The following is a 24626-nucleotide window of genomic DNA, read 5'->3' as shown; positions in this document are numbered from 1 at the left end:
TACCGGGGCCGCCTGTACCGGGAGCACACCACTAAACTTGAGGCCATGCAAACACCCAGCACCGCGCGCGCGGCAAAGCCTTCGAAGGGCTCAGGAAAGCCCGCATCCGCAGCACAAATCATCGAAGAACTTCGCCCCGGCCAGTCCATCGAGCTGCTCAAGGAACTGCACATCCTCACGCGCGAAGGCAAGCTCAACCAGGACACGCGGCGCAAGCTCAAGCAGGTCTATCACCTGTACCAGTTCATCGAGCCCTTGCTCAATGAGGTGGCTGCGGAGAAGGCGGACTTCACCCTGGCCGACCACGGCGCCGGCAAGTCGTATCTCGGCTTCATCCTGTACGACCTGTTTTTTAATGTCGCGCACCGCGGTGAAAAAACCGCAGGCCATGTGTACGGCATCGAAACCCGCGCCGAACTTGTCGACAAGTCACGTGTGCTGGCCCAGCGGCTGGGTTTTTCGCGCATGTCGTTCCTGAACCTATCGGTGCAGGAGGCCACCACTTCGGCTGAACTCCCGCCCACTGTGGACATCGTCACCGCCCTGCATGCCTGCGACACGGCCACCGATGACGCCATTGCATTCGGGCTGGCCAAAAACGCGCGCCACATGGTGCTGGTGCCGTGCTGCCAGGCCGAAGTGGCCGGTGTGCTGAAGAAAAGCCGTGCCCTGTCACTGTCTCGCACGCCGCTGGCCGAACTGTGGCGGCACCCGCTGCACACGCGCGAATTCGGCAGCCAGATCACCAATGTGTTGCGCTGCCTGCAGCTCGAAGCCAACGGCTACCAGGTCACGGTGACTGAGCTCGTGGGCTGGGAGCATTCGATGAAGAACGAACTCATCCTGGCCAGCAGGCCCGAGCAACCCCAGGCCGGTAAAACCCGTGCCGCCCAAGCGCGTTTGCGCGAGGTGCTTGAAGAGCTGGGTCTGGGTGAACTGACGGCACGCTTTGCGGTGCAGGCCGAGCCGGCCTAGAAGCCTAAAGCAGGGCCGGCGCTTCGCTGCGGCGTTCTGCCGCCAGCACGCGAATGGTGGCAATCAGCTGGTGCTGTGCCTCGGTGGGCGCCATGTCGGCACGCAGCGTCAACCCCACCAGCTCTTCGGTGCCCGCCATGCTGACGGGCAGGCGCACCAGCGTGCCGCTCTCCAGGTCCGGCCGCACAGCCCCCAGCGGCGCAAGCCAGACCGCATCGCTTTGCAGCGCATAGCCGCGTGCGATGGACACCGACAGCGTTTCGACCAGGCGCATAGGCGGCGGCAGGCCGCGCGTGAGGAAAAAGCTGTCGGCGGTATGGCGTATGGCCGTGCCCTGCGTGGGCAGTATCGCGGGGAAGGCCTGCAAGCCGGCCAGCGGATCGGCCTTGCGCCCGGCCTGCGCCAGCAGGGGGTGGCCGGGGCGCACTGCCAATACCAAGGGGTCGGCGTACAGGTGCTCAAACGTCAGCCCCAACATATGGGCCGGCTCGGCAAAACGTCCAATCACCAGGTCCAGTTCGCGCTGGCGCAGGCTGGCCAGCAGTTCGGGGTTGGAGCCGGTCTGGATGCGCAGGCTGGTGTGCGCATCCGGCCCGGACTGAGCCTCTTGCCGCGCCAGCAGCAAGGGCATCAGCCACGGTGCCACCGTCGGCAGCACACCGATGGCAATCACCGCGCTGCCCTGCCGCCGTGTCTGCGCGACGCTGGCGACCGCTTCACGCAGCGCGCTGACGCTGGCGCCGGCATGCCGCAAAAAGGCTTCGCCCTCGCGTGTGGGCACGGCGCCCTTGCGCCCGCGCTCAAACAACCGCACCGCCAGCAGGCCCTCAAGTTCTTTCAGGGTTTTGGATACGGCGGGCTGCGTGATGGCGAGCACGTCGGCCGCCTTTTGCAGGCTGCCATGCTGCGCCACCGCCAGAAAGCACTGCAGGTGCCGGTATTTGATGCGTTCATCGACCATGCTCCGATTTGACCATCTGGTTATGGATAAGTCGAGAAAATGTCAATATACATAACTGTTTCGGCCGATTAAAGTCGGCTCAGCACGAAAAACCCGAAAAGCGCCTGCTAAAAAGGCGCCAACCTCTTTCGACCTCTGGAGACATCGATGAAACCCGATCTGAACAACAGCTTTCTGGCCCCACGCGACTGGACCAGCCATTCGCCTCACATCTATCCAGGCTACAAGTCCACCTTGCTGCGCGGCCCCAAGCAGCCGCTGGTGCCCATCAAGCAGGCTCTGGCGCAACTCAATGCGCCCGTCTATGGCGCCGGGCAATTCGGCCCGCTGGACAGCGACCTGACCAAAAATGCCGTGATGAACGGCGACCCGCTGGGTGAACGCATCATCGTCACCGGCCGTGTGCTCGACGAAGACGGCCGCCCCGTGCGCAACACGCTGGTGGAAGTCTGGCAGGCCAACGCGGCCGGCCGCTACGTGCACAAGGTCGACCAGCACGACGCGCCGCTGGACCCGAACTTTCTGGGCGCCGGCCGCTGCATGACCGACAACGAAGGCCACTACAGCTTCAAGACCATCAAGCCCGGTGCCTACCCCTGGGGCAACCACCCCAATGCCTGGCGTCCGCAGCATATTCACTTCTCGCTGTTCGGTGACTACTTCGCCAGCCGCCTGGTCACGCAGATGTATTTCCCCGGCGACCCGCTGCTGGGTTACGACCCCATGTACATGGGCGCGCCCGAAAGCGTGCGCGAGCTGATGGTCTCGAAATTCAGCCTCGACGTGACCCAGCCCGACTACGCGCTGGGCTATGTGTTCGACATCGTGCTGCGCGGCCCCAAAGCCACGCGCTTTGAATAAGCGGCGGAAGGACAACACCATGAGCCAACTCAAACAAACTCCATCGCAAACCGTCGGTCCCTTTTTTGCCTACGGCCTTACGCCCACGCAATACGGCTACGACCTCAAAAGCCTGTTCACGCCGGTGCTGGCCCAGCCCACTGCGAAGGGCGAGCACATCCGTATCACCGGCCAGGTGTTTGACGGCGCCGGCAATGCCGTGATGGACGCGATGGTCGAGATTGCCCAGCCCGACGGCAGTGGGCAGCCCATCTCGTCGGTGGCCGATGCCGAAGCGCGCGGCTTCACCGGCTTCGGCCGCTGCGGCACCGGCACCCTGGCGCAAAGCCATTACGAGTTCTTCACCGTCAAGCCCGGTGCGGTGGCGGGGCAAGCACCGTTCATCAACGTCTGCGTCACCATGCGCGGCCTGCTGGTGCATACGTTCACGCGCATCTACTTTGATGATGAAGCGGGGGCGAACAGCAAAGACGCGGTGCTGGCAAGCGTGCCGGCCGAACGGCGCAGCACCCTGGTTGCCCAACGCGACATGACGGGGGCCGGAGCGGTATACCGATTCGACATCCGCATGCAGGACAGCGCCGCCGGCAAGGAAACAGTGTTCTTCGACCTGTGAGCGTGGACCGGGGTTGAGCGGCCGGCCTTGATTGCTATTAATTAGATAGCTGATTGCGCTCGTCCCTATTGGTCTGCAGCCATTTTTCTCATAAGAACTGCTCGTAAGGCTACAGCCACGCGGCCATGGCGGCAATGCCGCCATGAAGGTTGTTACGCACGCCGGTGCACAGTCGTGGCCCGCCCGCGCTATAAAACAGGCCAACACCATCAAGAGGCCTGCCATGACCATTCATCTGGACCACTTCATCGTATCGGCGCGCGACAAGGTGGCTTCGGCCAGGTCCTTGGCAGAGCTGCTCGGCGTGCCGTGGGCTGAAACCACGATAGGACCTTTCTCGGCTGTCTTCATCAACGAAGGCCTGACGCTGGACTTCATCGACACCGACGAAGACTTTCCCGTCGAGCATTTCTGCTTTCGCGTGAGCGAGCAGGAATTCGATGCGATCCTGGGGCGCATCCAGGCGGCTGGAATCAAGTACCGCAGCTCGGTGCGCGGCCCCATGGACATGCAGGTCAGCACGTACCTTGGCGGCAAAGGCATTTACTGGAACGAGCCCGAGGGGCACCAGTGGGAGATGCTCACGGTAAGTTATGCGCGAAGATGAATCCACCCCCGTCCAGGCTCACTGCGTGTAGCCTGTTCCCCCCTCAAGGGGGCGGCGCCTGGGGCCGGCGAAGCCGGACCCTCGGCCCCCGCTTGCGAAATACCCGACGCTGATCACGCCTACTGAACTCTTAAACCCAGCATGAGCCGTGGAACCGGCTTTGCCGGGCCACAGGCGGGCGGCCCCCTCGGGGGGGCAGCGACCCACACGCAGTGGGGGAGCGTGGGGGCTCAATCCTCGCCGTAATCATGGTCCGGGTGGTTGATGGTCCCCAACTTCCAGTAGCCACGGCCCACAATGCTGCTGCGTTCCACACCCAGCTCTTCAATCAGCAACTGGCGTAGTCGGCGCATGGCCGCCGCCTCGCAGGCCAGGTAAATGCGCGTGCCGGGTGCGGGTGCGCCGGCTTTGCGCAACGCGGCTTCCAGTGCCTGGCCGGCCTTGTTGTTGTCGGCGCCACGGGCGACCCATTGGGCATTCACTTTGGCGGTGCTTTGCAGCGGGCGCTCTTCAGCTGCGTCCACCACCTCGACAAGCACCTGAACTTGCGCGCTCGCGGGCAAGCTGGCCAGAATGGTTTCAAACGCGGGCAAGGCGCTGTCGTCACCGATCAAAAAATGCGCGGGCGCATCCAGCTGAACTTTGTAGCCCGGGCCTGGGCCCATCAAATACAGCACCTGGCCCGGCTGCGCCTGCGCCGCCCAGGTGGATGCGGGGCCATCGCCGTGCAGCACAAAATCGACATCGACTTCCAGCACATCGCTGCGCACCGCCAGCGGCGTGTAAGTGCGCATGGACTTCGCTCGCGGGCCATCGGGCAAGGGACGGTCAGGCTCGGTTTGTCCCGGCTCGGGAAAAATCAGCTTCATGTAGCAGGCCGGGTCGGCCACCTCAAAGCCTTCCAGTTCCGCGCCTTGCAGTGTGATGCGGCGCATCAGCGGGCTCAGGGTTTGCACGCGAGTGACCTGCACGTGGCGTGGCGGCCGGCGCTTGCGCGGTGCGGTCTCGGGAGAAGGGGCGGTGGCCTGCGGTATTGTGGACATGGTGTCTTTCAGGGCGAGGCATCGCGCTGCCCAAAGGTTAAAACTCTAATTGAGAATAATTATCATCTGATTGCAATGGGCTGGTGGATTGAAGGGGGAAAGACGGTGGCTTGCGTCCTGCTCATCGCCCCGCAGCGCGAGGTGCCCGCAGCTCATGGGTAGCCAATAGCCCGAAAGACAGCGCGCCAACCTCCGCAAGCGCCTCAAGGGGCGACCAGAACCGGCGCAAAGGGCAGTCGAAGGTCTGCCCAGGGCTGGGCGGACCAATGGGGTTACTTGTTGCCCGAGACCGTACTCATCCAGTCACCGATGGCTTGGGCTGACGAGGCCGGTGCGTTGAGGTGACTGGACGCCGGTTGATAGAGCTGGGTCAGTGGATGCTTCGGCAGGAGTTCGAACAGTTGACCATTGGCTCGCGCCAACGCTGGGTAGTCATTGACCGGTGCGATGTAAAGCACGGGCGTCTCGGCCTTGAATGCCTTCATGGCGTTGACCTGGTTCATCGCACCTTCAGGCTCAAACCATGTCAGATAGCTGGCTGGCGTTGTGACCACGGGGTAGACACCTTTGCTGCCTTCGTAATCTGACAACTGAACTTTCTCCGCACCCTTGCCCTCGTCAAGGTTCTTGCGAGCCAGGGACAACGCCTCTGCGAGCTTCTCGCGAAATAAAGTGCTTCCAACGTTGCCGCCAGGCGCGATGGCGACCACGCCGTCCACCTTGTATTTGCTCCCGAAATAAAGAGCGAATATTCCGCCCTGGCTGTGGCCTGCAACAAATACCTTGTTGACACCTTTTGTCCGAAGGCGGTTGATCGCAGATTCAACTTCGGCTTCGGCAGTTGCCACGTTGACGTCATAGCCCCTTCGCGCAGACCAGGGCATTTCGATGTTTTCGACCTGAAAACCGCGTCCCTGAAGCGAGGAGGCCAAATCAGACACCAGCCTGGAAGGGGATCCGCCTTTCCCGTGCATGACGACCACACCGATGGCGCCCGTGTCAGCCTGAACGCTCAGGCACATCAGCAGCACCATGGCTGCCAGAAACTTGGTGAATGTATTCACGGCTGCGCGCCCCTCCATATGTATAAGGTATTTGAAGCTCTTGTGCCCAAGCCAGCTCTACAGTGCATCATCGTAATTTAATCTTGTGGCTTCGAAAAGCCATTTGGCTTTGCCGGACGATTTTCAAGAGGCGCCCTTGCGCAGTCCGTGCCGGCCTGGTCGTGGTCAGGGCTGGTGCCCTGCGATAATTTGAGCCTGAATCTGCTTGCAACTCGACACCCCTCTATCGAACCTCCCTCATGACCACCATCGGCACCCCGCTTTCCTCCCACGCCACCAAAGTCATGCTGCTCGGCTCCGGCGAGCTGGGCAAGGAAGTGCTGATCGCCCTGCAACGCCTGGGCGTTGAAACCATCGCCACCGACCGGTATGACAACGCGCCGGGCCAGCAGGTGGCCCACCATGCGCGCACCATCACCATGAGTGACCCGGCGCAGCTCAAGGCGCTGATTGAAAAAGAAAAGCCCGATCTGGTGGTGCCAGAGATCGAAGCGATTGCTACACCCATGCTCGAAGAGCTTGAGGCCGCCGGTGTGGTGCGCGTGATCCCGACGGCGCGTGCCGCGCGCCTGACCATGGACCGCGAAGGCATACGCCGCCTGGCCGCCGAAACCCTGGGCCTGCCGACCAGCCCCTACAAGTTTTGTGATTCGCTGGAAGAGCTGCAGGCCGCCATCGATGGCACCACGGGCTACCCCTGCGTCGTCAAGCCGGTGATGAGCTCGTCGGGCAAGGGCCAAAGCAAAATCTCCGGCCCCGAAGACGTCAAAAAAGCCTGGGACTACGCGATGGCCGGCGGCCGTGTCAGCCACGGCCGGGTGATCGTTGAAGGGTTTATTGATTTTGATTACGAGATCACGCAGCTCACTGTGCGAGCCGTGGGCGCCGACGGAAGCATCGAAACGCATTTCTGCGAGCCCATCGGCCACATCCAGGTCAGCGGCGACTATGTGGAAAGCTGGCAGCCGCACCCCATGCGCCCCAACGCGCTGAAAAAATGCCGCGACATCTGCAAGGCCGTGACGGACAACCTGGGGCTGGGCTTTGACGGCAAACCTTCGGGACTGGGCCTTTTCGGTGTTGAACTGTTTGTGAAGGGTGAAGACGTCTGGTTCAGCGAAGTCAGCCCGCGCCCGCACGACACCGGCATGGTGACGATGTGCACCCAGTGGCAAAACGAATTTGAACTGCACGCGCGCGCCATCCTGGGCCTGCCCGTCAACACCGCGCTCAAGAGCCCGGGCGCCAGCGCCGTGATTTATGGCGGCGTCGATGCGAAGGGCATCGTGTTCGACGGCGTGGCCGATGCACTGCGTGTGCCCAACAGCGACATCCGGCTGTTCGGCAAACCTGAGAGTTTTGTCAAACGCCGTATGGGCGTGGCGCTGGCGTTTGATGCCGACGTGGAGGTGGCGCGCCACAACGCCAAGCTGGCCGCGTCCCGGGTCAAGCCCCGGGCGCCGAAAGGCTGACCCCTATGACGAGGACTGCGGCATGAACCTCTCTGCGCTCATCTCCTGGGCCGACGACTCATCGCTGCACGTCTTGCTGGCAGCCGGCATCAGCATCGTTCTGGCGCTGGTGGCGCACACCATAGGCGCTGTTGTTGTCCTGCGGCTGACGCGTTCCATGCCGGTGATGGCCCGGGTCGCCGAACAATGCCGCTCTCCGGTGCAGGTGCTGCTGCCCCTGATTGCCCTGCAGATCGTCTGGCACAGCGCGCCGGATACCTTTCCGCTGATCAACGGGGTGCGCCATGCCAATGGCCTGCTGCTGCTCGCCGCCCTGACGTGGGCAGGCATGCGCGCGGCGCGCGGGGCCGCGATGGGGGTGATCGGCCTGCACCCGGTCGATGTGGAGGACAACCTCAATGCCCGCCGCATCCATACGCAGACCCGCATGCTGGCGCGCACCGCCATGTTCATCGTGCTGCTGACCGGGCTGGCCCTGATGCTGATGACCTTTCCCGGCGCGCGCCAATTCGGGGCCAGCCTGCTGGCTTCGGCGGGTGTGGCGGGGCTGGTGATCGGTATCGCGGCCCGGCCCGTGTTCAGCAACCTGATTGCCGGCCTGCAGCTGGCGCTGGCGCAGCCCATCCGCCTGGACGACGTGCTGATCGTGCAGGGCGAATGGGGTCGGGTGGAGGAGATCACCGGCACGTATGTGGTGCTGAAGATATGGGACGAGCGGCGCCTGATCGTTCCGTTGCAGTGGTTCATTGAAAACCCGTTCCAGAACTGGACGCGCACCGGCGCCCAGATCATCGGCACCGTCTTTCTCTGGGTCGATTACCGCATGCCCCTGGCCCCGCTGCGCGAGGCGGCACGGCGCGCTTGCGAGGAGGCGCCCGAATGGGACAAGCGGCTGTGCCTGCTGCAGGTGGTAGAGGTCGGCGAGCGCAGCATGCAGCTGCGGGTGTTGGTGACGTCCGCCAACTCCAGCCTGAACTGGGACTTGCGCTGCAAGGTGCGCGAGGCGCTGGTGGACTTCATGCAGCGCGAATACCCGCAGCATTTGCCGCTGGTGCGTACCGAGTCAGCCGAGCCGCGGGGGCCGGCGGCCGGCCCTCCTTCCGATCAGGCCGGCGAGCTCAGGCGGCCTTGAGCCGGGTGGGCAGCTGGCCATTGGCCACGCAGTGCATGAAAGCATGGCTGTCGATCAGCGGAAAGCTTTTGGCGTCAGGCAACTGGTAGTGCCACCATTCGTTGGGGTGGTGCACAAAACCCGCTTCCAGCATGACCGTGAGCAGCCGCATGCGGTTGACCTGTATGGCGACGGGGTGTGCCGTGTGAAAGTGATGGGACCCGCGCGTCATGGTGTCGACCGGCGTGCCCATGTCCAGCTCCTGCCCGTCCGGCGCCAGCAGCGTGACATCAAGCGCCACGCCCCGTGTGTGGTTGGAGCCCTTGGCCGGATCTGCGATGTAGGCGGGGTTGGGCGCCACGGCCCAAAGTGCCTCCTGCGCTTCCTGCGGTCTGAAGGCGTCGAAAATCTTGAGCTGAAAGCCCATGTTTTTAGCGGCCGTGATGGCTTTGCGCAGGCCGGCGTCTGCCTGCGGATGCAAGAAGCACAGCGGGCTGTCATAAATCACCTGGCCGGTGAAGTTGTTGGTGCCTGCGTAGATCAGGTCGATCACCACGCCATGACTGGCTTCTGTGACAGGAACGAGCGGTGAAAGATTTTCCATGGGCAGGTATTTATGAAAAATAAGGCTGTAAGTCAATGAAGGTAAGCGCAAGCAGCTACCAAAAGTATAGCAACTGGCGGGCTTCACGGCACTACTGGAACGCGACTTCCGAAAAACTGCGCAGCTTGCGGCTGTGCAGCTGGGTGATGCCTTCGGCGCGCAGCAGCTCGATGGCGCGTATCCCGATGCGCAGGTGCTGGTCCACGCGCTCGCGGTAGAAATGGTTGGCCATGCCGGGCAACTTGATCTCGCCGTGCAGCGGCTTGTCGCTCACGCACAGCAGGGTGCCGTACGGCACGCGAAAGCGAAAGCCGTTGGCGGCAATCGTTGCGCTTTCCATGTCCAGCGCCACGGCGCGGCTCTGGCTGAAGCGGCGCTGCGGCTGGTTGCCCGGCAGCAGCTCCCAGTTGCGGTTGTCGGTGGAGGCCACGGTGCCGGTGCGCATGATGCGCTTGAGGTCGGGGCCGACGGCATGGGTGACGTCGGCCACGGCTTTTTCCAGCGCGACCTGGATTTCGGCCAGCGCCGGGATCGGCACCCACAGCGGCAGCTCTTCGTCCAGCACATGGTCTTCGCGCACATAGCCGTGGGCCAGCACATAGTCGCCCAGCTGCTGGCTGTTGCGCAGGCCCGCGCAGTGGCCCAGCATGATCCAGGCGTGCGGGCGCAGCACGGCGATGTGGTCGGTGATGTTTTTGGCATTGGCCGGGCCCACGCCGATGTTGACCATGGTGATGCCGGTGCGGTCGGCGCGCAGCAGGTGGTAGCCCGGCATTTGCGGCAGGCGGGGCGGCTGTACGCCAAGCTCGTCGCCGGCCTCGGCGGGCAGCCCGGCGCGCCGGGTCACCACGTTGCCGGGCTCGATGAAGGCGGTGTACTCGCTGTCCGGGTCGGCCATGGCTTCATGGCCCAGGCGCACGAACTCGTCGATGTAGAACTGGTAGTTGGTGAACAGCACGAAGTTCTGGAACCAGTGCGGCGAGGTGCCGGTGTAGTGGCGCAGGCGCTGCAGCGAATAGTCGACACGCGCCGCGGTGAACAGCGACAGCGGCTGCGGCTCGCCGGGCAGGGGTTCATAGGTTCCATTGGCAATGCCGTCGTCCATGGCGGCCAGGTCGGGCAGGTCGAACACGTCGCGCATCAGCATGCGGCGGGCTGCATCCATGTTGCCTTCAATATGGTCGTTCTCTGCAAATGAGAAGTGAATGGGGATGGGCTGCGTGCTGGTGCCGATTTCCAGCTCCACATCGTGGTTCTGCATCAGCAGGCGGAACTGTTCAAGGTAATAGTTGCCGTAGAGGTCGGGCCGGGTCAGTGTGGTTTCAAAGCGGCCGGGACCGGCCACAAAACCAAAGCTCAGCTGCGAGATGTCGGGCGTCTCCAGGATGGCGCGTGCCACCGTGTCGGTATGGATGCGCACGAAAGGGTAGCAGGCGCGCACATGGCCGGGCAGGGTTTCGCCGGCCACATAGCGCTGCATTGCATCGCGCAGGTGGGCAATCTGCTGGTCATAAATGGCGCGAACCTGTGCCAGTGCGGCGGCCGGGTCGCTGTAGCGGGTCGGGGCTATGAAAGGCGGCAGATAGGGCATGAAAAAAGCCTTGTTTTTATGGTGAAGGTACAGCAGGTGGTTTTCGGCAAAGCGTAGCACCGCAGGGCATGCACATCATTGTGCGGCAAGTACCGTGACACACCCTAGAATGCCCTGATGAAACACCACAACCCTTCGGGGCACCTGCGCGCGCTGGTTGCAGCCTTGCTCGGCGCCCTGTGCCTGCAGGTGGCCCAGGCGCAGTCCCCCGCACCGGGCCGCGCCGCGCAGGTGCCTGCTGCCGCCGCACCGGCCCAGATCTCCCGCGACGCCCAGCGTGCCTATGAAACCACGCGCGACAAACTGGTGCAGATCCGCACCCTGCTGCGCAACTCCAACACCCAGGCCAGTGTGGGCTCGGGCTTTTTTGTCTCGGCCAACGGGCTCATCATCACCAACTTCCATGTGGCCAGCCAGCTGGCGCTGGAGCCCGAGCGCTACCGCGGCGTCTACGTGCCGGTGGACGGCAAGGAGGCCGAGGTTGAATTGCTTGCCTTCGACGTCCGCAACGACCTGGCGCTGCTGCGCGTGAAGACGCCGGCAACAGGAATGCCGCAGCTGGCTTTTCGCGGGGCGGACAGGCCCCTGGCGCGCGGCGAACGCATTTATTCACTGGGCAATCCGCTGGATATCGGATTTGCGGTCACCGAGGGTACCTACAACGGCCTCGTGCAGCGCAGCTTTTACCCGCGCATCTTTTTCGGCGGGGCGCTCAACCCCGGCATGAGTGGCGGCCCGGCGCTGGACGACGCCGGCCAGGTGGTCGGTATCAACGTATCCAAGCGGCTGGACGGCGATTTGCTGAGTTTTCTGATTCCTGCCGAATTCGCCCAGGCGCTGCTGGCAAAGGCCGCTTCGGCCAAGCCCATCACCAAACCGGCACATGCCGAGGTGGCGCGCCAGCTGGGCGAGCACCAGGCGTTGCTGACGCAAAAGTTCACAGCGGTGCCGCTTACGGCGCAAAAGCACGGCGGCTACAGCGTGCCCGTGCCCGAAGATTCCCTGGCCCGTTGCTGGGGCCGCGGACGCGAGCCCGACTTCAAGGCCTTTGACCTGGAGCGTACCGATTGCCAGATTGACAGCCACGTGTTTGCGGGCGATTTCAACACCGGCTACATCCGCCTGCGCTATGAAGCCTACAACGCGCCCAAGCTGGGCCCCTTGCGTTTCGCCGTCATGTACTCCCAAAGCTTCGGCAATGAGTACTTCTCTACCCGGGGTTCACGCAAGGCCACGGCGGCCGAGTGCTCCGAACGCTTCGTCGAAACGGGCGGCATGCCCATGCGCGCCGTGGTGTGCATGAGTGCCTACCGCAAGCTGCCGGGCCTCTACGATGTGTCGGTGCTGACCATGTCCGTCAACCAGTCCACACGCGGTGTGCAGGGACGCATGGATGCGCAGGGTGTGAGTTTTGACAACGGCCTCAAGCTGGTGGCGCATTACCTGGGCGGTTTTAAATGGGAGGCCGCACCATGAGCGCCGGCAATCTCGCCCTGCTGCAGGCCACCGACCGCAATGGCGCGCTGGTGGGCCGCCTTGACGTGCGGCACTGGCCCGTTACCGTGGGCCGCGCACTCACCGCCGACCTGGTATTGGATGACGGCCATGTGGCCGCTGAACACTTGCGCATAGACCGCACGCCGGAAGGCGAAGTGATGGTGCAGGTGCTGGACACGGTCAATGGTGTCGCGCTGAACCGGACGCTGCATGGCCAGGGCACGCAGTTCAGCTGGCCTGCCGGCGAGGCCCTGACCCTGGGCCGGCTGAAGCTGGGGCTGCGCCTGGCGGAGGCGCCGGTGGCCGCTGAAGAGCGGCTGCCGCACTTTCCGTGGCGCACGACCGGCTGGACTTTGCTGGCATTGACCGCCATGCTGGCGCTCGTGGTGGGGCAGTCGTGGCTGACCCTTACCGAGCCATCCCAGCTGGCGCGGCAATTGCCCGGCCTGATGGCGATGGTGGCCATGGCGATCACCGTGTGGGCGGGCCTGTGGGCCCTGGCCACCAAGCTATTTACCGGCCACCTGCAGTTCTGGCGCCATGTCCGTATTGCCTGCACCAGTTCGGTGGCGATACAGCTGGTAGCCACGCTGGCTGGCCTGCTGGCTTTCATGTTCTCGCTAGAAAGCCTTGCGCGCTTTGAGACGCCGCTGCTGCTATTGGGGGCGGCTGCGGCCATCTATGTGCACCTGACCGTCATCGTGCCGCAGCGCCGCCGCGGACTGGCGGGGCTGGTGGCCGGCGTGGCCGTGCTGGGCATTGTGGCCATGCTGGGCACCAACTGGCTGCAGAACAAGCGCCTGTCCAACAAGCTCTACATGTCCACCCTCTACCCGCCATCCCTGCGCATGGCGCCGGCTGTGCCCCTGGCGCAGTTCCTCGGGGAAGCCGGCACCATCCGCCAGCGCCTCGACGAACGCCTGAAAGACCGTGAGCCGGATGCAGATACGCCCGAAGACCCGGACGCGGATTAATATTTCCTGAAATCAGTCCTTGACCGGTTCGCGCATCGTCACGAATTCCTCGGCGACGGTCGGGTGGATGCCGATGGTGCTGTCAAATATTGCCTTGGTCGCACCGGCCTTCATGGCCACGGCAAAACCCTGCACGATTTCGCCGGCGTCCGGCCCCACCATATGCAGGCCGACCACGCGGTCGGTAGCGTCTTCGACCAGCAGCTTCATGAGCGTGCGTTCGGTGCTGCCGCTCAGCGTGTGCTTGAGGGCCTTGAAGTCGGCGCGGAACACTGTGACTTTGCCGAACTTCGCGCGCGCATCGGCCTCTGAATAGCCGACCGTGCCGATGTTGGGATGGGTGAAGACGGCGGTCGGCACAAATTCATAACTCATGCTGCGCGGTTTCTTGCCGGCGGCGGGGCCGAAGAGCTGGTCCACCACCACCATGGCTTCGCCCAGGGCTACCGGTGTCAGCTGCATGCGCGCCGTCACGTCGCCCAACGCATAGATGGACGGCACCGAGGTCTGGTAGTGCGCATTGACCTGGATCGCACCGGCTGCGTTGACGGCCACACCGGCGGCTTCAAGCCCGATGCCGTTCGCATTGGGAATCCGGCCCGTGGCGTAGAGCACGGTGTCCACCTCCAGGCTTGCGCCGTCCTTGAGCGTCACCTGCAGGCCTGTGGCGGTTTTGGCGATGGCCGCGATCTCTGCGCCCAGCTGCAGGGTGATGCCGGTCTTGCTCATCTCGGCGGCAATGAAGCGCCGCACGTCATCGTCAAAACCGGTCAGCAGCATGTCGCGGCGATGGACCTGGGTGACCTGTGAACCCAGTCCGTTGAAGATCGAGGCGAATTCGCAGGCTATGTAGCCGCCGCCCACCACCAGCAGGCGCTTCGGGAAGGGATTGAGGTCAAACATGTGGTCCGAGGTCACCACATGCTCGCGTCCCGGCACGGCAGGCACTGTGGCGGTACCACCTGTGGAGATCAGGATGCTTTTGGCCGTGAATTTTTTGTCGTCGACCTCGACGGTGTGCTCGTCAAGCAGCCGCGCCCAGCCGGTGATGATCTGCACGCCAGCGCTTTCAAGCAGCTGCACATAAATGCCGTTGAGCCGCGAAATCTCGCGGGCACGGTTGGCCTTGAGCGTGTCCCAGTCAAACACCGGCGCCTCGCCGACCCAGCCGAAGCCGCGCGACTCTTCAAAGCTGTCGCCGTAGTGGGCCGCATAGCTGTAGAGCTTTTTGGGAATGCAGCCCACGTTCACGCAGGTGCCGCCCATCGCAGCGAATTCGGCCAGTCCCACACGGGCGCCGCGCTGGGCCGACATGCGCGCGGCGCGCACACCGCCGCTGCCGCCGCCGATCACGAAAAGGTCAAAATCAAAAGTCTGCATTCGCTGTCCTTGTTCTGGTGTCTGCTGACGTTGTTTTTCGGGTGCCTTGATGCCGGCTCTCAAGACTGGAATTCCCGGAGCTCTTTTTTCATCCACTCAATGAACACCCGCGTGCGCATGGGCAGCAGCCGGGCGTGCGGGTAAACAATGTTGATGGGCCGGGGCGGCGGCTCGAAACCCTCCAGCACGGTGCGCAATTGTTTGGTCTTTAAAAACGGCGCCACCTGGTAAGACAAGAACGAACCGAATCCCGCACCCGCCGCGCAGGCCGCCACGGCCGGCGCGATCTGGTTGAACTCCAGATTACCACTGACGGCAAGCCGAAGCGGTCGGCCCTGGTCTATGAACGGGCCCCATGTGGGGGAATGGTCTGTCAGTCGCACGCAGTTGGCCTTGAGCAGGTCCTTGGGGTGTTTTGGTACGCCGTGGCGGCGAACCCAGGCGGGGCTGGCCACCACCAGGCGGCGGATGGTGCCCACCTTCTGCGCCACCAGGCTGGAGTCTTCAGGCTCGCCGATGCGAATGCCGACGTCGATGCCTTCTTCGAGCAGATTCACCACGCGGTCCAGCAGCACCATGGAGCAGCGCATCTTCTCGTGCTGCTGCACAAAGCGCGTGACGGCGGGCGCCACATGCATCTGGCCGAACAGCATGGGTGCGGTAATGGTCAGGTGGCCCGCGGGTTCCGCCGCGTCGGCGGTCAGCGCCGCTTCTGCATCCGCGAGTGTGGCCAGCAGCTGGCGGCAGCTTTCGAGGTGGCGCCGGCCTTCCTCGGTCAGTGAGATGCGCCGGGTGGTGCGGTTGAAAAGGCGCACACCCAGCTGGGCCTCGAAGCCGGCCAGCGTACGCACCATCGCCGGCAACGAGGACTCCATGACCTGGGCCGCGGCCGTAAGGCTGCCTTGTTCGGCAATGTGAATAAAGGCCTGCATGGCCCGGAGTTTGTCCATGGCGACATGCTACGCCTGTTGCGGGGATTCATCCAGTTAGTGGATTAGTTAAATACCTTGAAAGCCATTTATTCAAGATAACGGTTCAAACAAAATCCATTCCCGAGAGCAAAATTCTTCAACCTGCCGAAAGCCCGTCATGAGCACACCCGCCGCCAAAGCCCCGCCCGCACAACCCATACGCCTGTACCGCGTCGCCATCTCCGGCCATTCGCACCGGGTGGAACTGTTTCTCTCGCTGCTGGGCCTGCCCTTCGAGCGCATCGAGATCGACCTGGCCACCAAAGGGCACAAGACGCCGGCCTTCCTGGCCATGAACGCCTTCGGCCAGGTGCCGGTGATCCAGGACGGTGAAGTCACGCTGGCCGATTCCAACGCCATCCTGGTGTACCTCAACGCACGCTACGCGCCGGATGCCGAGCAATGGCTGCCGCGCGACCCGTTGGCTGCTGCGGCGGTGCAGCGCTGGTTGTCGGTCGCTGCGGGGCAGCTCGCCTCCGGCCCGGCTGCCGCGCGCGTCATCCAGCTGTTCAAGCGGCCGGAAAACCCGGAAGCCATTGAGCGTGCACATGCCCTGTTCACGGTGATGGAGCAGCAACTGGGCCAGTCGGCTTTTCTCGCGGGCAGCACCCCCACACTGGCCGACATCGCCAACTACAGTTACTCGGCCCATGCGCCGGAGGGCAAGGTCTCGCTGGAAGCCTACCCGCGCATACGCGCCTGGCTGGCCCGCATTGAGGCCTTGCCGCGCTTTGTGCCCATGGTCAGGAGCCCGATAGGGCTGGCCGCATGAGCACCGCCACTTTCCACGAGGGCGAGCGCGCCGCGCAAGCGCGCGTGGGCGCGGCCGTGCGTGCGCGCATGGCGGAAATCGGCCCGCGTGTGATCCGCGACTTCATGCCCGACCAGCACCGCGAGTTTTTTGAGCAGTTGCCTTTTGTGGTCGCCGGCACGGTGGACGCGAGCGGCCAGCCCTGGGCCTCGGTGCTGGCCCAGCCGCCGGGTTTTATCCACTCGCCCGATGCGCATCATCTGGTGCTGCGCGCCCAGCCGCTCGCAGGTGATCCCTTGCAAGGCACGCTGGCAGATGGCGCCGCGATAGGTCTGCTGGGCATCGAGCCGCACACGCGCAGGCGCAACCGCATGAACGGCATCGTTCGCGGCGTGAGTGCCTCGGGCTTCGCTGTGGAGCTGAGCCAGAGTTTCGGCAACTGCCCCAAATACATCCAGGCGCGCGAGCCGGTGTATATGGAGCGCTCCACGTCTTCAGCGGGGCCGGTGGTGCACGCGTCGGCGCAGCTCAATGACGCGGCGCGCCGCATGATCGAGCAGGCCGACACGCTGTTCATCGCCACAGCCTATGCGGGCAACGGTGAGCAAGCCGGCCGCGCCGGCGGCGTGGACGTGTCCCACCGCGGCGGCAAGCCCGGTTTTGTGCGCGTGGAGGCCGACGGCACCCTGACCGTGCCGGATTTCGTCGGCAACTACTTCTTCAACACCCTGGGTAACCTCGTGGTGAACCCGCGCGCCGGCCTGCTGTTCATCGACTTCGACACCGGCGACCTGCTGTATCTGGCCGTCACGGCTGACATCATCTGGGACGGGCCCGAGGTGCAGTCCTTCGCCGGCGCACAGCGCCTGATGCGTTTCAAGGTGCAAACCATGCAGCTGGTGGAATCTTCCTTGCCGCTGCGCTGGGGCGAGGCAGAACTCTCCCCGGTGCTGGAAGCTACCGGCGCCTGGGCTTAGCCTATGGCTTCAAGCGCGAGTTCGCGCTCCAGCCAGGCGCGAAACTTCTGCACGGCGGGCCGCTCCGTGCTGTGGGCTGAGGTGACGATGCGGTAGCCCAGGCCCGGCACCGTCTGGCCCGGCAAGACCACCATGAGCTGGCCGCTCCGCAGCAACGGTAACACCAGCGGCGTGCGGCCTATGCCTATGCCCGCGCCTTGCACGGCGGCGGTCAGCACATGTTCGTACTGCGAAAAATACAAACAAGGCTGCTGCGCCGATTGCCTCAAGTCCAGGCGCCCGTACCAGTCCGGCCACGACATCCAGGGGAAACGTGTGGCCGGGTCGTAATAGACCAGTAGCGGCGTAGTCAGGATATCGGCGGCGGCATGGATGCGTGCCGCGACGGCCGGCGCCGCCACCAGCAGGGCCTGCTCCTGCAGCAGGGGTGGCGGGTCTTCGCCGCCCTGCAGCACGGGGTAGAGCCGCACAGCCAGGTCCATGCCTTCGCGCTCCAGGTTGACACGCGTTTCTGTGGCGTCGACGCGTACATCGATGGCAGGCTCCAGCAACTGGAATTTGGCAAGCTTGGGAGCCAGCCACAGTGCGGCGAAGGAGGGCGTGGTGGTGACCGCTACAGAGACCCTGTCCACCGCCAGCAGGCGGTCGACAGCCGAGGCCAGCTGCGCCAGCGCGGCGCGGGCCACCTCATAAAGCTCACGGCCTTGCGGCGTCAGGCTCAGGCCCTTGCCGCCACGCACGAACAGGGTGGTGCCCAAGGCATCTTCCAGGCTTTTCACCTGCTTGCTCACGGCCGACTGCGTGATGCACAGTTCTTCGGCGGCAGCGGTAAAGCTCAGGTGCCGCGCGGCGGATTCGAAGCCGCGGATGGCATCGAGCGACATGGCGCGCAGTGCGCTGGTGGAAGGGCTGTTCAGCATGGCATGAATGATTGGAATACCCCGTATGACAAACCATCCGGCCGCGCGGACCGGTTCCAAAGAAGAATCAAACCACACTTTTCAAGGAGTCCGCCATGCATGCCCTGCAAACCCTACAAACTCCACAGACCCCGCTGAAGCTCGGGTCCATCCCCAAACCCTTGCGCTTGCCGCGCGGCCAGGTTTTGGCCTGCACTGGGGGTTGCCTCTGGATCACCAGCGATGCGCTGGCTGGACGCCGGGACAGCGACGTGGTGCTGGAAAGCGGCCAGTCCTTTGTCACGCCGCAAGCCGCGACTTATTTTGTGGGCGCCCCGCGCGGTTGCGGTGTGTTGTCATTTGTATCCCCCGACGCTATTGCCCGAAAACCTGAGGAGGCCCCATGCTGATAGAAACTGAGCGCCGCGGCCAACACGTGATACTGACCCTGAACCGGCCCGAGAAACTGAACGCACTGAACTACGCCCTGATCGATGAGCTCATGGACAGGCTGAACGCCCTGGAGCGCGACGACAGCGTGCGCTGCCTGGTGCTGACGGGGCAGGGCGATAAAGCCTTCAGTGCGGGCGCCGACATTGCGGGCTTCGCAGCCGACATAGCCACCTCGCCCGAGGCAGCGTGGCGCAACTTCGTGATGCGCGGCCAGGCCATGACCAGGCGCATCGAAAACTATCCCAAACCCATCATCGCGGCCGTCAACGGCATCGCCTTCGGCGGCGGTTGTGAAACCATGGAAGCCTGCAGCCTGGCCATCGCGGCGGAACATGCCAGCTTTGCCAAGCCCGAAATCCGGCTGGGCTTTCCACCGCCCTTTGGCGGCACGCAGCGCCTGCCGCGCCACATAGGGCGCAAGCGCGCCAACGAAATGATCCTCACCGGCGACGCCATCAGTGCAGAGGAAGCCCTGCTGATCGGCCTTATCAACCATGTGGTGCCGGCCCATGAACTGATACCGGCCTGCCTGCGAATGGCCGACCGCATCGCCGAAAACTCCGCCGTGGCCGTGACAGCCTCGCTGCGTGCGGTGACGCGCGGCCTGAATGTTTCCATCGACGAAGGCCTGGCGATCGAGGCCGCGCAGTTCATGATCGCCGCGGCTTCGCCAGACGCACGGGAGGGAACGGCAGCGTTTGTGGAGAAGCGGCAGCCTGTATTTCTTCATCGCTGAGGCTGCATTTTTCGCAGGCCGCACAGGATAGTGCATCACATCACATCAGGTGCGCCCGGGTGACATTTCGCGTCGTTTGCGACGCAGATCACGGATGCCAGGTTGCCCGCAGCGCCGTGGAAGGCATGGCGCCGAGCGTTTGCCCGAGCTGCTTCGCCGCCAGAACCGTGGCGGGCGCGTAACGCGCGAGTACCGCACTCGTCAGTCGTTCTACCGGGCCCGCCGTGCTGACAGAGCCCAGCACGGCGCCATGGCGTCCGCGCACGGCCGCGGAGACGCTCGCGATTTTCGAGTTCCGCTCGCCGCGGGTGATGTGGAAACCGCATCGACGGATGCGCTCATTCAGATCACCCGGTTCGCCCAGGGCGGCCAGAATCACCCGGCCGGCGGATCCGCGGTCCAGGGGAAAAACCTCGCCAGAGCGAATTTGGCTCTGAACACCTGCCGTTCCCTCGCAACGCATCAGGCAGCTGCGCAGGTTGCCTTCGAAGACGAAGAACGAGGCGCTTTCTCCCGTGGCCGTACCAAGCTGGCGAAGGATGGGTTCGATGGCGGAGTCGAGGTCGAACTGCGCCTGGTAGCGGGAGCCCATCCAGCCTACTGCAGGGCCGAGCCGCCACGCACCGTCTTCGCGCCTGACGAGGAATCTGGCTGCAGCGAGCGTGCGCGCAAGCCGCAGCACCGTGGGTTTGTGCATGCTGGTACGGCGTGCGAGCTCCGCCAGCGGGAGAAAGAGCTCGTCGCCTTCGAAGGCAGTGAGGATAGCCAGCGCACGCGCCACGGCCGTGACGTTCTCGTCGCCTGGACGCGTCGAGGTTCCCACCGGCCCGTCCGCGAGAAGTCGCTTCGGCGTGGCATGCGTCGGCTTGAACCTGGACTCTTGCGGCATGGCCGGATTGTATTCAAGCCCGCGCACCGTTACGTCAGGCGTAACGCATTGCCCATCCTGTATCTTTGTTCGGATCATGCGCTCCTTGATCCAGGAGACACGTTCCATGACAAACATGCACGCCAGGCGCCGTAGCTTCCTTGCTTCGGCGGCGGCAATCGCCGCGTTCGGCGCCCGGGCGCAGGGCGCCTCTTCGGTTTCGACCCGGATGGTGATTCCATTCGCCGCCGGTGGCGCGACGGACGTCCTCGGTCGCGATCTGGCCCAGGCCATGAGCACGGCCCTGGGACAGCCTTTCATCATCGAGAACGCCGGCGGCGGCGCCGGCGTGCCTGCCATGCAGAAGGTGACAGGCTCGAAGGCCGATGGCCATACGCTGCTCTTCGCCGCCTCCGGCAACATCACGGCACAACCCCTGCTGCAGAAGCCGCGCGTGGACATCCTGACCCAGCTCACGCCGGTGGGGATGATCGCGACGGCACCACACGTGCTGGTGGTGACGGCGAAGATGCCGTTCAAGACGATCGCGGAGCTGGTTGCGTATGCCAGGGCACATCCGGGCCAACTGAACTTCGGCTCTGCGGGCGTCGGGGGATTGGCTCACCTCGGCACGGAACTGTTCGCGCGCGCCGCGCAGATCGACATCAAGCACGTGCCGTACCGCGGGGCTTCGGCGGCGACCACGGACCTTGTCTCCGGCCAGATTCACGCGATGTTCGGAACCATGCCTTCGTTCACCGGCATGGCCCAGAACGGCTCGCTGCGCGTCATCGGCCTCACCGCCCCCAGCGCCGCAGCGCCTCTGAAGGGGATCCCCTTGATTTCGAACACCGTTCGCGGCTTTGGTTACAAGAGCTGGAATGCCATCTTCGCGCCCAACGGAACGCCGGAACCCGTCGTCGCGCGCCTCTACGCGGCGATGAAGAAAGCGTCGCTCGACCCTGGGGTGGCCAGGCGTTTCGAAGAACAGGGGGTCGACATCGAGCTTGCGGATGCGGCCGAGCTCACCGACATGATCCGCAAGGAAACCGGACTTTGGGACAAGGTGATCCGCGAAGCAAACATCCAGGTGAACTGATCTCTGTATGTCGCAACTCGCCTCTTCCGGGGCCGTGCCGAGGGTGACGCGCCTGTCGCCGGGAGCACGTCCCGCCGCGCCGCCGGGCTTGCGGAAATTCCTGTCGTTGCGGGATTTCGAGACAGGCGCCCGGCGCCACCTGCCGCGCCCGCTCTTTGAATACATCGCCGGCGGAGCGGAAGACTCGGCCTCGCTGCACGATAACCGCGCGGCATTCCTGGAGTTCGGTTTCGTCACGCGAGTACTGCGCAACGTGTCCGGCCGCAGCCAGGCGGTCGACCTTCTCGGTAGGCGCTACACATCACCGTTCGGTATCGCGCCTATGGGCATCAGTGCGCTCAGTGCGTATCGCGGCGACCTCGTGCAGGCCCGCGCAGCGGCGGCCGAGGGCGTGCCGATGATCATGAGCGGCTCCTCACTCATCCCGCTGGAAGAGGTGATGGCCGCCGCCCCGGAGACCTGGTTCCAGGCTTACCTGCCGGGCGAGACCGCCAAGATCGAGGCGTTGATCGACCGCGTCGACCGTGCGGGCGTCGAGACGCTCGTGCTGACGGTCGACACCGCCGTGCTCGCCAACCGCGAGAACAACATCCGTGCAGGCTTTTCCACGCCCCTGCGACCGGGCTTTCGCCTGGCGTGGGAGGGGCTCACCCACCCGCGCTGGACGATCGGCACCTTCCTGCGGACGCTCGTTATCCACGGCATGCCGCACTTCGAGAACTCGTACGCGACCCGTGGCGCTCCGATCCTCTCGTCGCAAGTGGCTCGTGACTTCGGCGCCAAGGACCACCTGGACTGGGAGCACCTGGCCCTCATTCGCCGCAAATGGAAGCGCACCCTGGTGGTCAAGGGCATCATGAACCACGAGGACGCACGCAAGGTGCGGGACATGGGCGCCGACGGCCTGATCGTGTCGAACCACGGCGGCCGCCAGCTCGATGGCACGGTCTCGCCGCTGCGCGTGCTGCCCGAGGTCGTCCGGGCGGTTGGCGCCGACTTCCCGGTCATGATGGATAGCGGCATCCGGCGCGGGACGGACGTCCTGAAGGCGCTCGCACTCGGCGCCAGGTTCGTGTTCGTGGGCCGCCCGTTCAACTATGCGGCCGCCGTCGCCGGCGAAGAGGGTGTGCGCCATGCAATCCGCATCCTGGCCGACGAAGTCCAGCGTGATCTGGGCCTGCTCGGGCTGACCTCCATTTCGGAAGTGCGCAGCGCACAGTTGCGCGACCTGGCACTCGCGAGGGGGGGTGACCATGGGCTGCAAATGCAGTCTGGTTCAGGCCGCTGAAGGCCCGGCACCGATAATGGGGGATGAGCTCCTCTCCTTCCCCTTCTTTCTCTTCTTCCGCCGGCAACACCGACTTCGCCAGCTTGCCGCTAAACGCGGCCGTTTTGGCCAACCTGCAGCAGCTCGGCTACCTCAGCATGACGCCCATCCAGGCCGCCAGCCTGCCGGTGGCGCTGCTGGGCAAAGACCTGATTGCCCAGGCCAAAACCGGCAGCGGCAAGACCGCCGCCTTTGCCATTCCCTTGCTGGCCAACCTCAATGCGCGGCGCTTTGCGGTGCAGGCCATGGTGCTTTGCCCCACGCGTGAGCTGGCCGACCAGGTGGCGACCGAGATCCGCCGTCTGGCGCGGGCCGAGGAAAACACCAAGGTGGTGGTGCTGTGTGGCGGTGTGCCGCTGCGCAACCAGACCGCCAGCCTGGAAAACGGCGCGCACATTGTGGTGGGTACGCCGGGCCGCATCATGGACCATCTGGCGCGCGGCAATTTGACCCTGGAAGCGCTGAACACCCTGGTGCTCGATGAGGCCGACCGCATGCTGGACATGGGATTCTTCGAGGACATCGTCACCGTCGCCAAGCAGTGCCCCAAAGAGCGGCAGACCCTGCTGTTCTCGGCAACCTATCCTGAAGGCATTGCCAAACTAAGCCAGCAGTTCATGAAGACGCCCCAAACCATCACCGTCCAGGCCCAGCATGAGAAGACCAAGATCCAGCAGCGCTGGTACCAGGTGCCCGACAGCGACCATGACGAAGCCCGCCTGGGCGCCGTTGCGCAGGTACTGCGGCATTTCCGCCCGGCCAGCACGCTGGCGTTCTGCAACACCAAGTCGCAGTGCCGCGCACTGGTGGCCTATTTGAAAGAGCAGGGTTTTAGCGCGCTGGCGCTGTTCGGCGAACTGGAGCAGCGCGAGCGCGACCAGGTGCTGGTGCAATTTGCCAACCGCAGTTGCTCGGTGCTGGTGGCCACCGATGTGGCCGCCCGCGGCCTGGACATTGCGCAGCTCGTGATGGTCATCAACGTCGACGTGACGCCGGACGCCGAAGTGCACATTCACCGCATCGGCCGCACTGGCCGCGCTGATGAAGAGGGCTGGGCCATCAGCCTGGCGAGCATGGACGAGATGGGTTATGTCGGGAAAATCGAGGTGCTGCAAAAGGCTGAATCCGAATGGCACAAACTGACCGAGCTGACGCCGGCCAGCAATGAACCGTTGCTACCGCCCATGGTGACGCTGCAGATTGTGGGGGGCCGCAAGGAAAAAATCCGCGCCGGCGACGTGCTGGGCGCGCTGACCGGCGAGGCCGGCTTCACGCGCGAGCAGGTCGGCAAGATCAACGTGAATGAGTTCTCCACCTATGTGGCGGTGGACCGCTCGATTGCCGCCGAAGCCCTGCACAAGCTGTCCACCGGGCGGGTCAAGGGCAAAAGCGTGAAGGTGCGGCTGCTGGATGACGAACCTGAAGGCCGTTGACCCGAATTTGCAAGAAAAATCTGCCTCCAGCCCATATCTGACGGGCGCAAGCAGCTATTGAATTAATAGCAAATGAAGAGCTGGGTCATGCCGGCAGCCCTGACATGTAGGCGCCCATGCCACCCGCAAGCCGGACACCACGTATTCATGGCGGGCGCCAAAGCCGCAAACCGCCGCAAATCGCCGGTATCCGCCTCGAAGAGGTCCACAATGACCGGTACACCAGATCAGCGCGCTTTTGCGCAGGTGCCCGCCTGCGGCGAGCGCCACGCTGAGAGGCTCCCTTTATTGATTGACGATTTGCGCGGCGGCAGGCTTGCTCCAGGCCTGCTCCTTGCGCAACGGCAAGGAAAGAA

General features: G+C 64.2%; 24 protein-coding genes. 15 read left to right on the top strand and 9 right to left on the bottom strand.

Features of this window, described 5'->3' with window-relative positions; translation table 11 throughout:
- Window positions 1-45 precede the first annotated feature (45 nt).
- Entirely contained in the window at window positions 46-975 is a 930-nt protein-coding gene (locus AC1DWQ_RS04875; RefSeq protein WP_477668620.1) for a class I SAM-dependent methyltransferase, read from the top strand.
- A gap of 4 nt (window positions 976-979) precedes the next feature.
- On the opposite strand, the gene pcaQ is transcribed toward AC1DWQ_RS04875, so the two are convergent.
- Complete coding sequence (gene pcaQ, locus AC1DWQ_RS04870) at window positions 980-1936, bottom strand: pca operon transcription factor PcaQ (RefSeq protein ID WP_477668619.1); 957 nt, start codon at window positions 1934-1936, stop codon at window positions 980-982.
- A gap of 147 nt (window positions 1937-2083) precedes the next feature.
- Between pcaQ and pcaH the strand changes: the two genes are divergently transcribed.
- The 3 genes from pcaH to AC1DWQ_RS04855 all read left to right on the top strand — a co-directional run bounded on the left by pcaH (window position 2084) and on the right by AC1DWQ_RS04855 (window position 4020).
- Window positions 2084-2797, top strand: coding sequence for a protocatechuate 3,4-dioxygenase subunit beta (pcaH, locus tag AC1DWQ_RS04865; RefSeq protein WP_477668618.1), 714 nt, complete (start codon window positions 2084-2086; stop codon window positions 2795-2797).
- Window positions 2798-2816: 19 nt separating this feature from the next.
- Window positions 2817-3413: a protocatechuate 3,4-dioxygenase subunit alpha gene (pcaG, locus tag AC1DWQ_RS04860; protein WP_477668617.1), complete on the top strand. Its 597-nt coding sequence runs from the start codon at window positions 2817-2819 to the stop codon at window positions 3411-3413.
- 223 nt (window positions 3414-3636) lie between these two features.
- Window positions 3637-4020 carry a VOC family protein gene (locus AC1DWQ_RS04855; RefSeq protein ID WP_477668616.1) on the top strand — a complete coding sequence of 128 codons (384 nt, stop codon included), beginning with the start codon at window positions 3637-3639 and terminating at the stop codon, window positions 4018-4020.
- Window positions 4021-4250: 230 nt separating this feature from the next.
- Here AC1DWQ_RS04855 and AC1DWQ_RS04850 read toward each other — a convergent pair whose 3' ends face one another.
- Both AC1DWQ_RS04850 and AC1DWQ_RS04845 read right to left on the bottom strand, forming a co-directional pair.
- Window positions 4251-5063 carry a siderophore-interacting protein gene (locus tag AC1DWQ_RS04850; protein WP_477668615.1) on the bottom strand — a complete coding sequence of 271 codons (813 nt, stop codon included), beginning with the start codon at window positions 5061-5063 and terminating at the stop codon, window positions 4251-4253.
- 272 nt (window positions 5064-5335) lie between these two features.
- A complete protein-coding gene (locus tag AC1DWQ_RS04845; protein WP_477668614.1) occupies window positions 5336-6127 on the bottom strand; it encodes an alpha/beta hydrolase in 792 nt (263 codons plus the stop codon).
- A 239-nt stretch (window positions 6128-6366) separates the two neighbouring features.
- Between AC1DWQ_RS04845 and purT the strand changes: the two genes are divergently transcribed.
- Both purT and AC1DWQ_RS04835 read left to right on the top strand, forming a co-directional pair.
- Complete coding sequence (gene purT / locus AC1DWQ_RS04840) at window positions 6367-7599, top strand: formate-dependent phosphoribosylglycinamide formyltransferase (RefSeq protein WP_477668613.1); 1233 nt, start codon at window positions 6367-6369, stop codon at window positions 7597-7599.
- A gap of 22 nt (window positions 7600-7621) precedes the next feature.
- The gene (locus tag AC1DWQ_RS04835; protein ID WP_477668612.1) at window positions 7622-8731 is read left to right on the top strand and encodes a mechanosensitive ion channel family protein; all 1110 of its coding nucleotides are present in this window, start codon (window positions 7622-7624) and stop codon (window positions 8729-8731) included.
- Here AC1DWQ_RS04835 and ddpX read toward each other — a convergent pair.
- Together ddpX and AC1DWQ_RS04825 are read right to left on the bottom strand one after the other, a co-directional pair.
- Entirely contained in the window at window positions 8718-9314 is a 597-nt protein-coding gene (gene ddpX, locus AC1DWQ_RS04830; RefSeq protein ID WP_477668611.1) for a D-alanyl-D-alanine dipeptidase, read from the bottom strand. The two genes, AC1DWQ_RS04835 and ddpX, sit on opposite strands and share 14 nt — an antisense overlap.
- Window positions 9315-9405: 91 nt before the next feature.
- The gene (locus AC1DWQ_RS04825; protein WP_477668610.1) at window positions 9406-10905 is read right to left on the bottom strand and encodes an AMP nucleosidase; all 1500 of its coding nucleotides are present in this window, start codon (window positions 10903-10905) and stop codon (window positions 9406-9408) included.
- 117 nt (window positions 10906-11022) lie between these two features.
- Here AC1DWQ_RS04825 and AC1DWQ_RS04820 point away from each other — a divergent pair, with 117 nt between their 5' ends.
- Window positions 11023-12381, top strand: a complete 1359-nt coding sequence (locus AC1DWQ_RS04820; protein ID WP_477668609.1) for a S1 family peptidase — start codon at window positions 11023-11025, stop codon at window positions 12379-12381.
- Window positions 12378-13376: an FHA domain-containing protein gene (locus AC1DWQ_RS04815; protein ID WP_477668608.1), complete on the top strand. Its 999-nt coding sequence runs from the start codon at window positions 12378-12380 to the stop codon at window positions 13374-13376. The genes AC1DWQ_RS04820 and AC1DWQ_RS04815 overlap by 4 nt, the downstream gene beginning before the upstream one ends.
- A gap of 12 nt (window positions 13377-13388) precedes the next feature.
- On the opposite strand, the gene gorA is transcribed toward AC1DWQ_RS04815, so the two are convergent.
- Both gorA and AC1DWQ_RS04805 read right to left on the bottom strand, forming a co-directional pair.
- Window positions 13389-14756 (bottom strand): glutathione-disulfide reductase, encoded by a 1368-nt coding sequence (gene gorA / locus AC1DWQ_RS04810; protein ID WP_477668607.1) that lies wholly within the window; start codon window positions 14754-14756, stop codon window positions 13389-13391.
- A gap of 59 nt (window positions 14757-14815) precedes the next feature.
- Window positions 14816-15706 carry a LysR family transcriptional regulator gene (locus AC1DWQ_RS04805; protein ID WP_477668606.1) on the bottom strand — a complete coding sequence of 297 codons (891 nt, stop codon included), beginning with the start codon at window positions 15704-15706 and terminating at the stop codon, window positions 14816-14818.
- A 139-nt stretch (window positions 15707-15845) separates the two neighbouring features.
- On the opposite strand from AC1DWQ_RS04805, the gene AC1DWQ_RS04800 reads away from it, so the two are divergent.
- Together AC1DWQ_RS04800 and AC1DWQ_RS04795 are read left to right on the top strand one after the other, a co-directional pair.
- Window positions 15846-16499, top strand: coding sequence for a glutathione S-transferase family protein (locus AC1DWQ_RS04800; RefSeq protein ID WP_477668605.1), 654 nt, complete (start codon window positions 15846-15848; stop codon window positions 16497-16499).
- Window positions 16496-17455, top strand: coding sequence for a pyridoxamine 5'-phosphate oxidase family protein (locus AC1DWQ_RS04795; RefSeq protein WP_477668604.1), 960 nt, complete (start codon window positions 16496-16498; stop codon window positions 17453-17455). The genes AC1DWQ_RS04800 and AC1DWQ_RS04795 overlap by 4 nt, the downstream gene beginning before the upstream one ends.
- Here AC1DWQ_RS04795 and AC1DWQ_RS04790 read toward each other — a convergent pair.
- Entirely contained in the window at window positions 17452-18375 is a 924-nt protein-coding gene (locus AC1DWQ_RS04790; protein ID WP_477668603.1) for a LysR substrate-binding domain-containing protein, read from the bottom strand. The genes AC1DWQ_RS04795 and AC1DWQ_RS04790 overlap by 4 nt on opposite strands.
- 95 nt (window positions 18376-18470) lie before the next feature.
- On the opposite strand from AC1DWQ_RS04790, the gene AC1DWQ_RS04785 reads away from it, so the two are divergent.
- Window positions 18471-18764: a DUF2917 domain-containing protein gene (locus AC1DWQ_RS04785; RefSeq protein WP_477668602.1), complete on the top strand. Its 294-nt coding sequence runs from the start codon at window positions 18471-18473 to the stop codon at window positions 18762-18764.
- Entirely contained in the window at window positions 18758-19543 is a 786-nt protein-coding gene (locus AC1DWQ_RS04780; RefSeq protein WP_477668601.1) for a crotonase/enoyl-CoA hydratase family protein, read from the top strand. Before AC1DWQ_RS04785 ends, AC1DWQ_RS04780 begins: the two co-directional genes overlap by 7 nt.
- Before the next feature lie 88 nt (window positions 19544-19631).
- Here the strand turns inward: AC1DWQ_RS04780 and AC1DWQ_RS04775 are convergent, their stop codons facing one another.
- On the bottom strand, window positions 19632-20432 hold the full coding sequence (locus AC1DWQ_RS04775) for an IclR family transcriptional regulator (protein WP_477668929.1): 801 nt from the start codon (window positions 20430-20432) through the stop codon (window positions 19632-19634).
- Between the two features lie 106 nt (window positions 20433-20538).
- On the opposite strand from AC1DWQ_RS04775, the gene AC1DWQ_RS04770 reads away from it, so the two are divergent.
- The 3 genes from AC1DWQ_RS04770 to dbpA are packed head-to-tail and all read left to right on the top strand — an operon-like array spanning window position 20539 to window position 24270.
- On the top strand, window positions 20539-21510 hold the full coding sequence (locus AC1DWQ_RS04770; protein ID WP_477668600.1) for a Bug family tripartite tricarboxylate transporter substrate binding protein: 972 nt from the start codon (window positions 20539-20541) through the stop codon (window positions 21508-21510).
- A 7-nt stretch (window positions 21511-21517) separates the two neighbouring features.
- Window positions 21518-22798 carry an alpha-hydroxy acid oxidase gene (locus tag AC1DWQ_RS04765; protein WP_477668599.1) on the top strand — a complete coding sequence of 427 codons (1281 nt, stop codon included), beginning with the start codon at window positions 21518-21520 and terminating at the stop codon, window positions 22796-22798.
- A gap of 23 nt (window positions 22799-22821) precedes the next feature.
- Window positions 22822-24270, top strand: a complete 1449-nt coding sequence (gene dbpA, locus AC1DWQ_RS04760) for an ATP-dependent RNA helicase DbpA (RefSeq protein WP_477668598.1) — start codon at window positions 22822-22824, stop codon at window positions 24268-24270.
- Window positions 24271-24626: the final 356 nt, after the last annotated feature.

Source organism: Polaromonas sp. P2_G11, assembly GCF_056403595.1.
The sequence above is the reverse complement of the archived record's forward strand: the minus strand, read 5'-3'. Positions and strand labels throughout refer to the sequence as shown.

Excerpts from the sequence above, each read along its gene's own strand:
- AC1DWQ_RS04875 (WP_477668620.1), top strand. The coding sequence starts at position 46 with ATGCAAACACCCAGCACCGCGCGCGCGGCAAAGCCTTCGAAGGGCTCA.
- pcaQ (WP_477668619.1), bottom strand. The coding sequence starts at position 1,936 with ATGGTCGATGAACGCATCAAATACCGGCACCTGCAGTGCTTTCTGGCG.
- pcaH (WP_477668618.1), top strand. The coding sequence starts at position 2,084 with ATGAAACCCGATCTGAACAACAGCTTTCTGGCCCCACGCGACTGGACC.
- pcaG (WP_477668617.1), top strand. The coding sequence starts at position 2,817 with ATGAGCCAACTCAAACAAACTCCATCGCAAACCGTCGGTCCCTTTTTT.
- AC1DWQ_RS04855 (WP_477668616.1), top strand. The coding sequence starts at position 3,637 with ATGACCATTCATCTGGACCACTTCATCGTATCGGCGCGCGACAAGGTG.
- AC1DWQ_RS04850 (WP_477668615.1), bottom strand. The coding sequence starts at position 5,063 with ATGTCCACAATACCGCAGGCCACCGCCCCTTCTCCCGAGACCGCACCG.
- purT (WP_477668613.1), top strand. The coding sequence starts at position 6,367 with ATGACCACCATCGGCACCCCGCTTTCCTCCCACGCCACCAAAGTCATG.
- AC1DWQ_RS04835 (WP_477668612.1), top strand. The coding sequence starts at position 7,622 with ATGAACCTCTCTGCGCTCATCTCCTGGGCCGACGACTCATCGCTGCAC.
- ddpX (WP_477668611.1), bottom strand. The coding sequence starts at position 9,314 with ATGGAAAATCTTTCACCGCTCGTTCCTGTCACAGAAGCCAGTCATGGC.
- AC1DWQ_RS04825 (WP_477668610.1), bottom strand. The coding sequence starts at position 10,905 with ATGCCCTATCTGCCGCCTTTCATAGCCCCGACCCGCTACAGCGACCCG.
- AC1DWQ_RS04820 (WP_477668609.1), top strand. The coding sequence starts at position 11,023 with ATGAAACACCACAACCCTTCGGGGCACCTGCGCGCGCTGGTTGCAGCC.
- AC1DWQ_RS04815 (WP_477668608.1), top strand. The coding sequence starts at position 12,378 with ATGAGCGCCGGCAATCTCGCCCTGCTGCAGGCCACCGACCGCAATGGC.
- gorA (WP_477668607.1), bottom strand. The coding sequence starts at position 14,756 with ATGCAGACTTTTGATTTTGACCTTTTCGTGATCGGCGGCGGCAGCGGC.
- AC1DWQ_RS04805 (WP_477668606.1), bottom strand. The coding sequence starts at position 15,706 with ATGGACAAACTCCGGGCCATGCAGGCCTTTATTCACATTGCCGAACAA.
- AC1DWQ_RS04800 (WP_477668605.1), top strand. The coding sequence starts at position 15,846 with ATGAGCACACCCGCCGCCAAAGCCCCGCCCGCACAACCCATACGCCTG.
- AC1DWQ_RS04795 (WP_477668604.1), top strand. The coding sequence starts at position 16,496 with ATGAGCACCGCCACTTTCCACGAGGGCGAGCGCGCCGCGCAAGCGCGC.
- AC1DWQ_RS04790 (WP_477668603.1), bottom strand. The coding sequence starts at position 18,375 with ATGCTGAACAGCCCTTCCACCAGCGCACTGCGCGCCATGTCGCTCGAT.
- AC1DWQ_RS04785 (WP_477668602.1), top strand. The coding sequence starts at position 18,471 with ATGCATGCCCTGCAAACCCTACAAACTCCACAGACCCCGCTGAAGCTC.
- AC1DWQ_RS04780 (WP_477668601.1), top strand. The coding sequence starts at position 18,758 with ATGCTGATAGAAACTGAGCGCCGCGGCCAACACGTGATACTGACCCTG.
- AC1DWQ_RS04775 (WP_477668929.1), bottom strand. The coding sequence starts at position 20,432 with ATGCCGCAAGAGTCCAGGTTCAAGCCGACGCATGCCACGCCGAAGCGA.
- AC1DWQ_RS04770 (WP_477668600.1), top strand. The coding sequence starts at position 20,539 with ATGACAAACATGCACGCCAGGCGCCGTAGCTTCCTTGCTTCGGCGGCG.
- AC1DWQ_RS04765 (WP_477668599.1), top strand. The coding sequence starts at position 21,518 with ATGTCGCAACTCGCCTCTTCCGGGGCCGTGCCGAGGGTGACGCGCCTG.
- dbpA (WP_477668598.1), top strand. The coding sequence starts at position 22,822 with ATGAGCTCCTCTCCTTCCCCTTCTTTCTCTTCTTCCGCCGGCAACACC.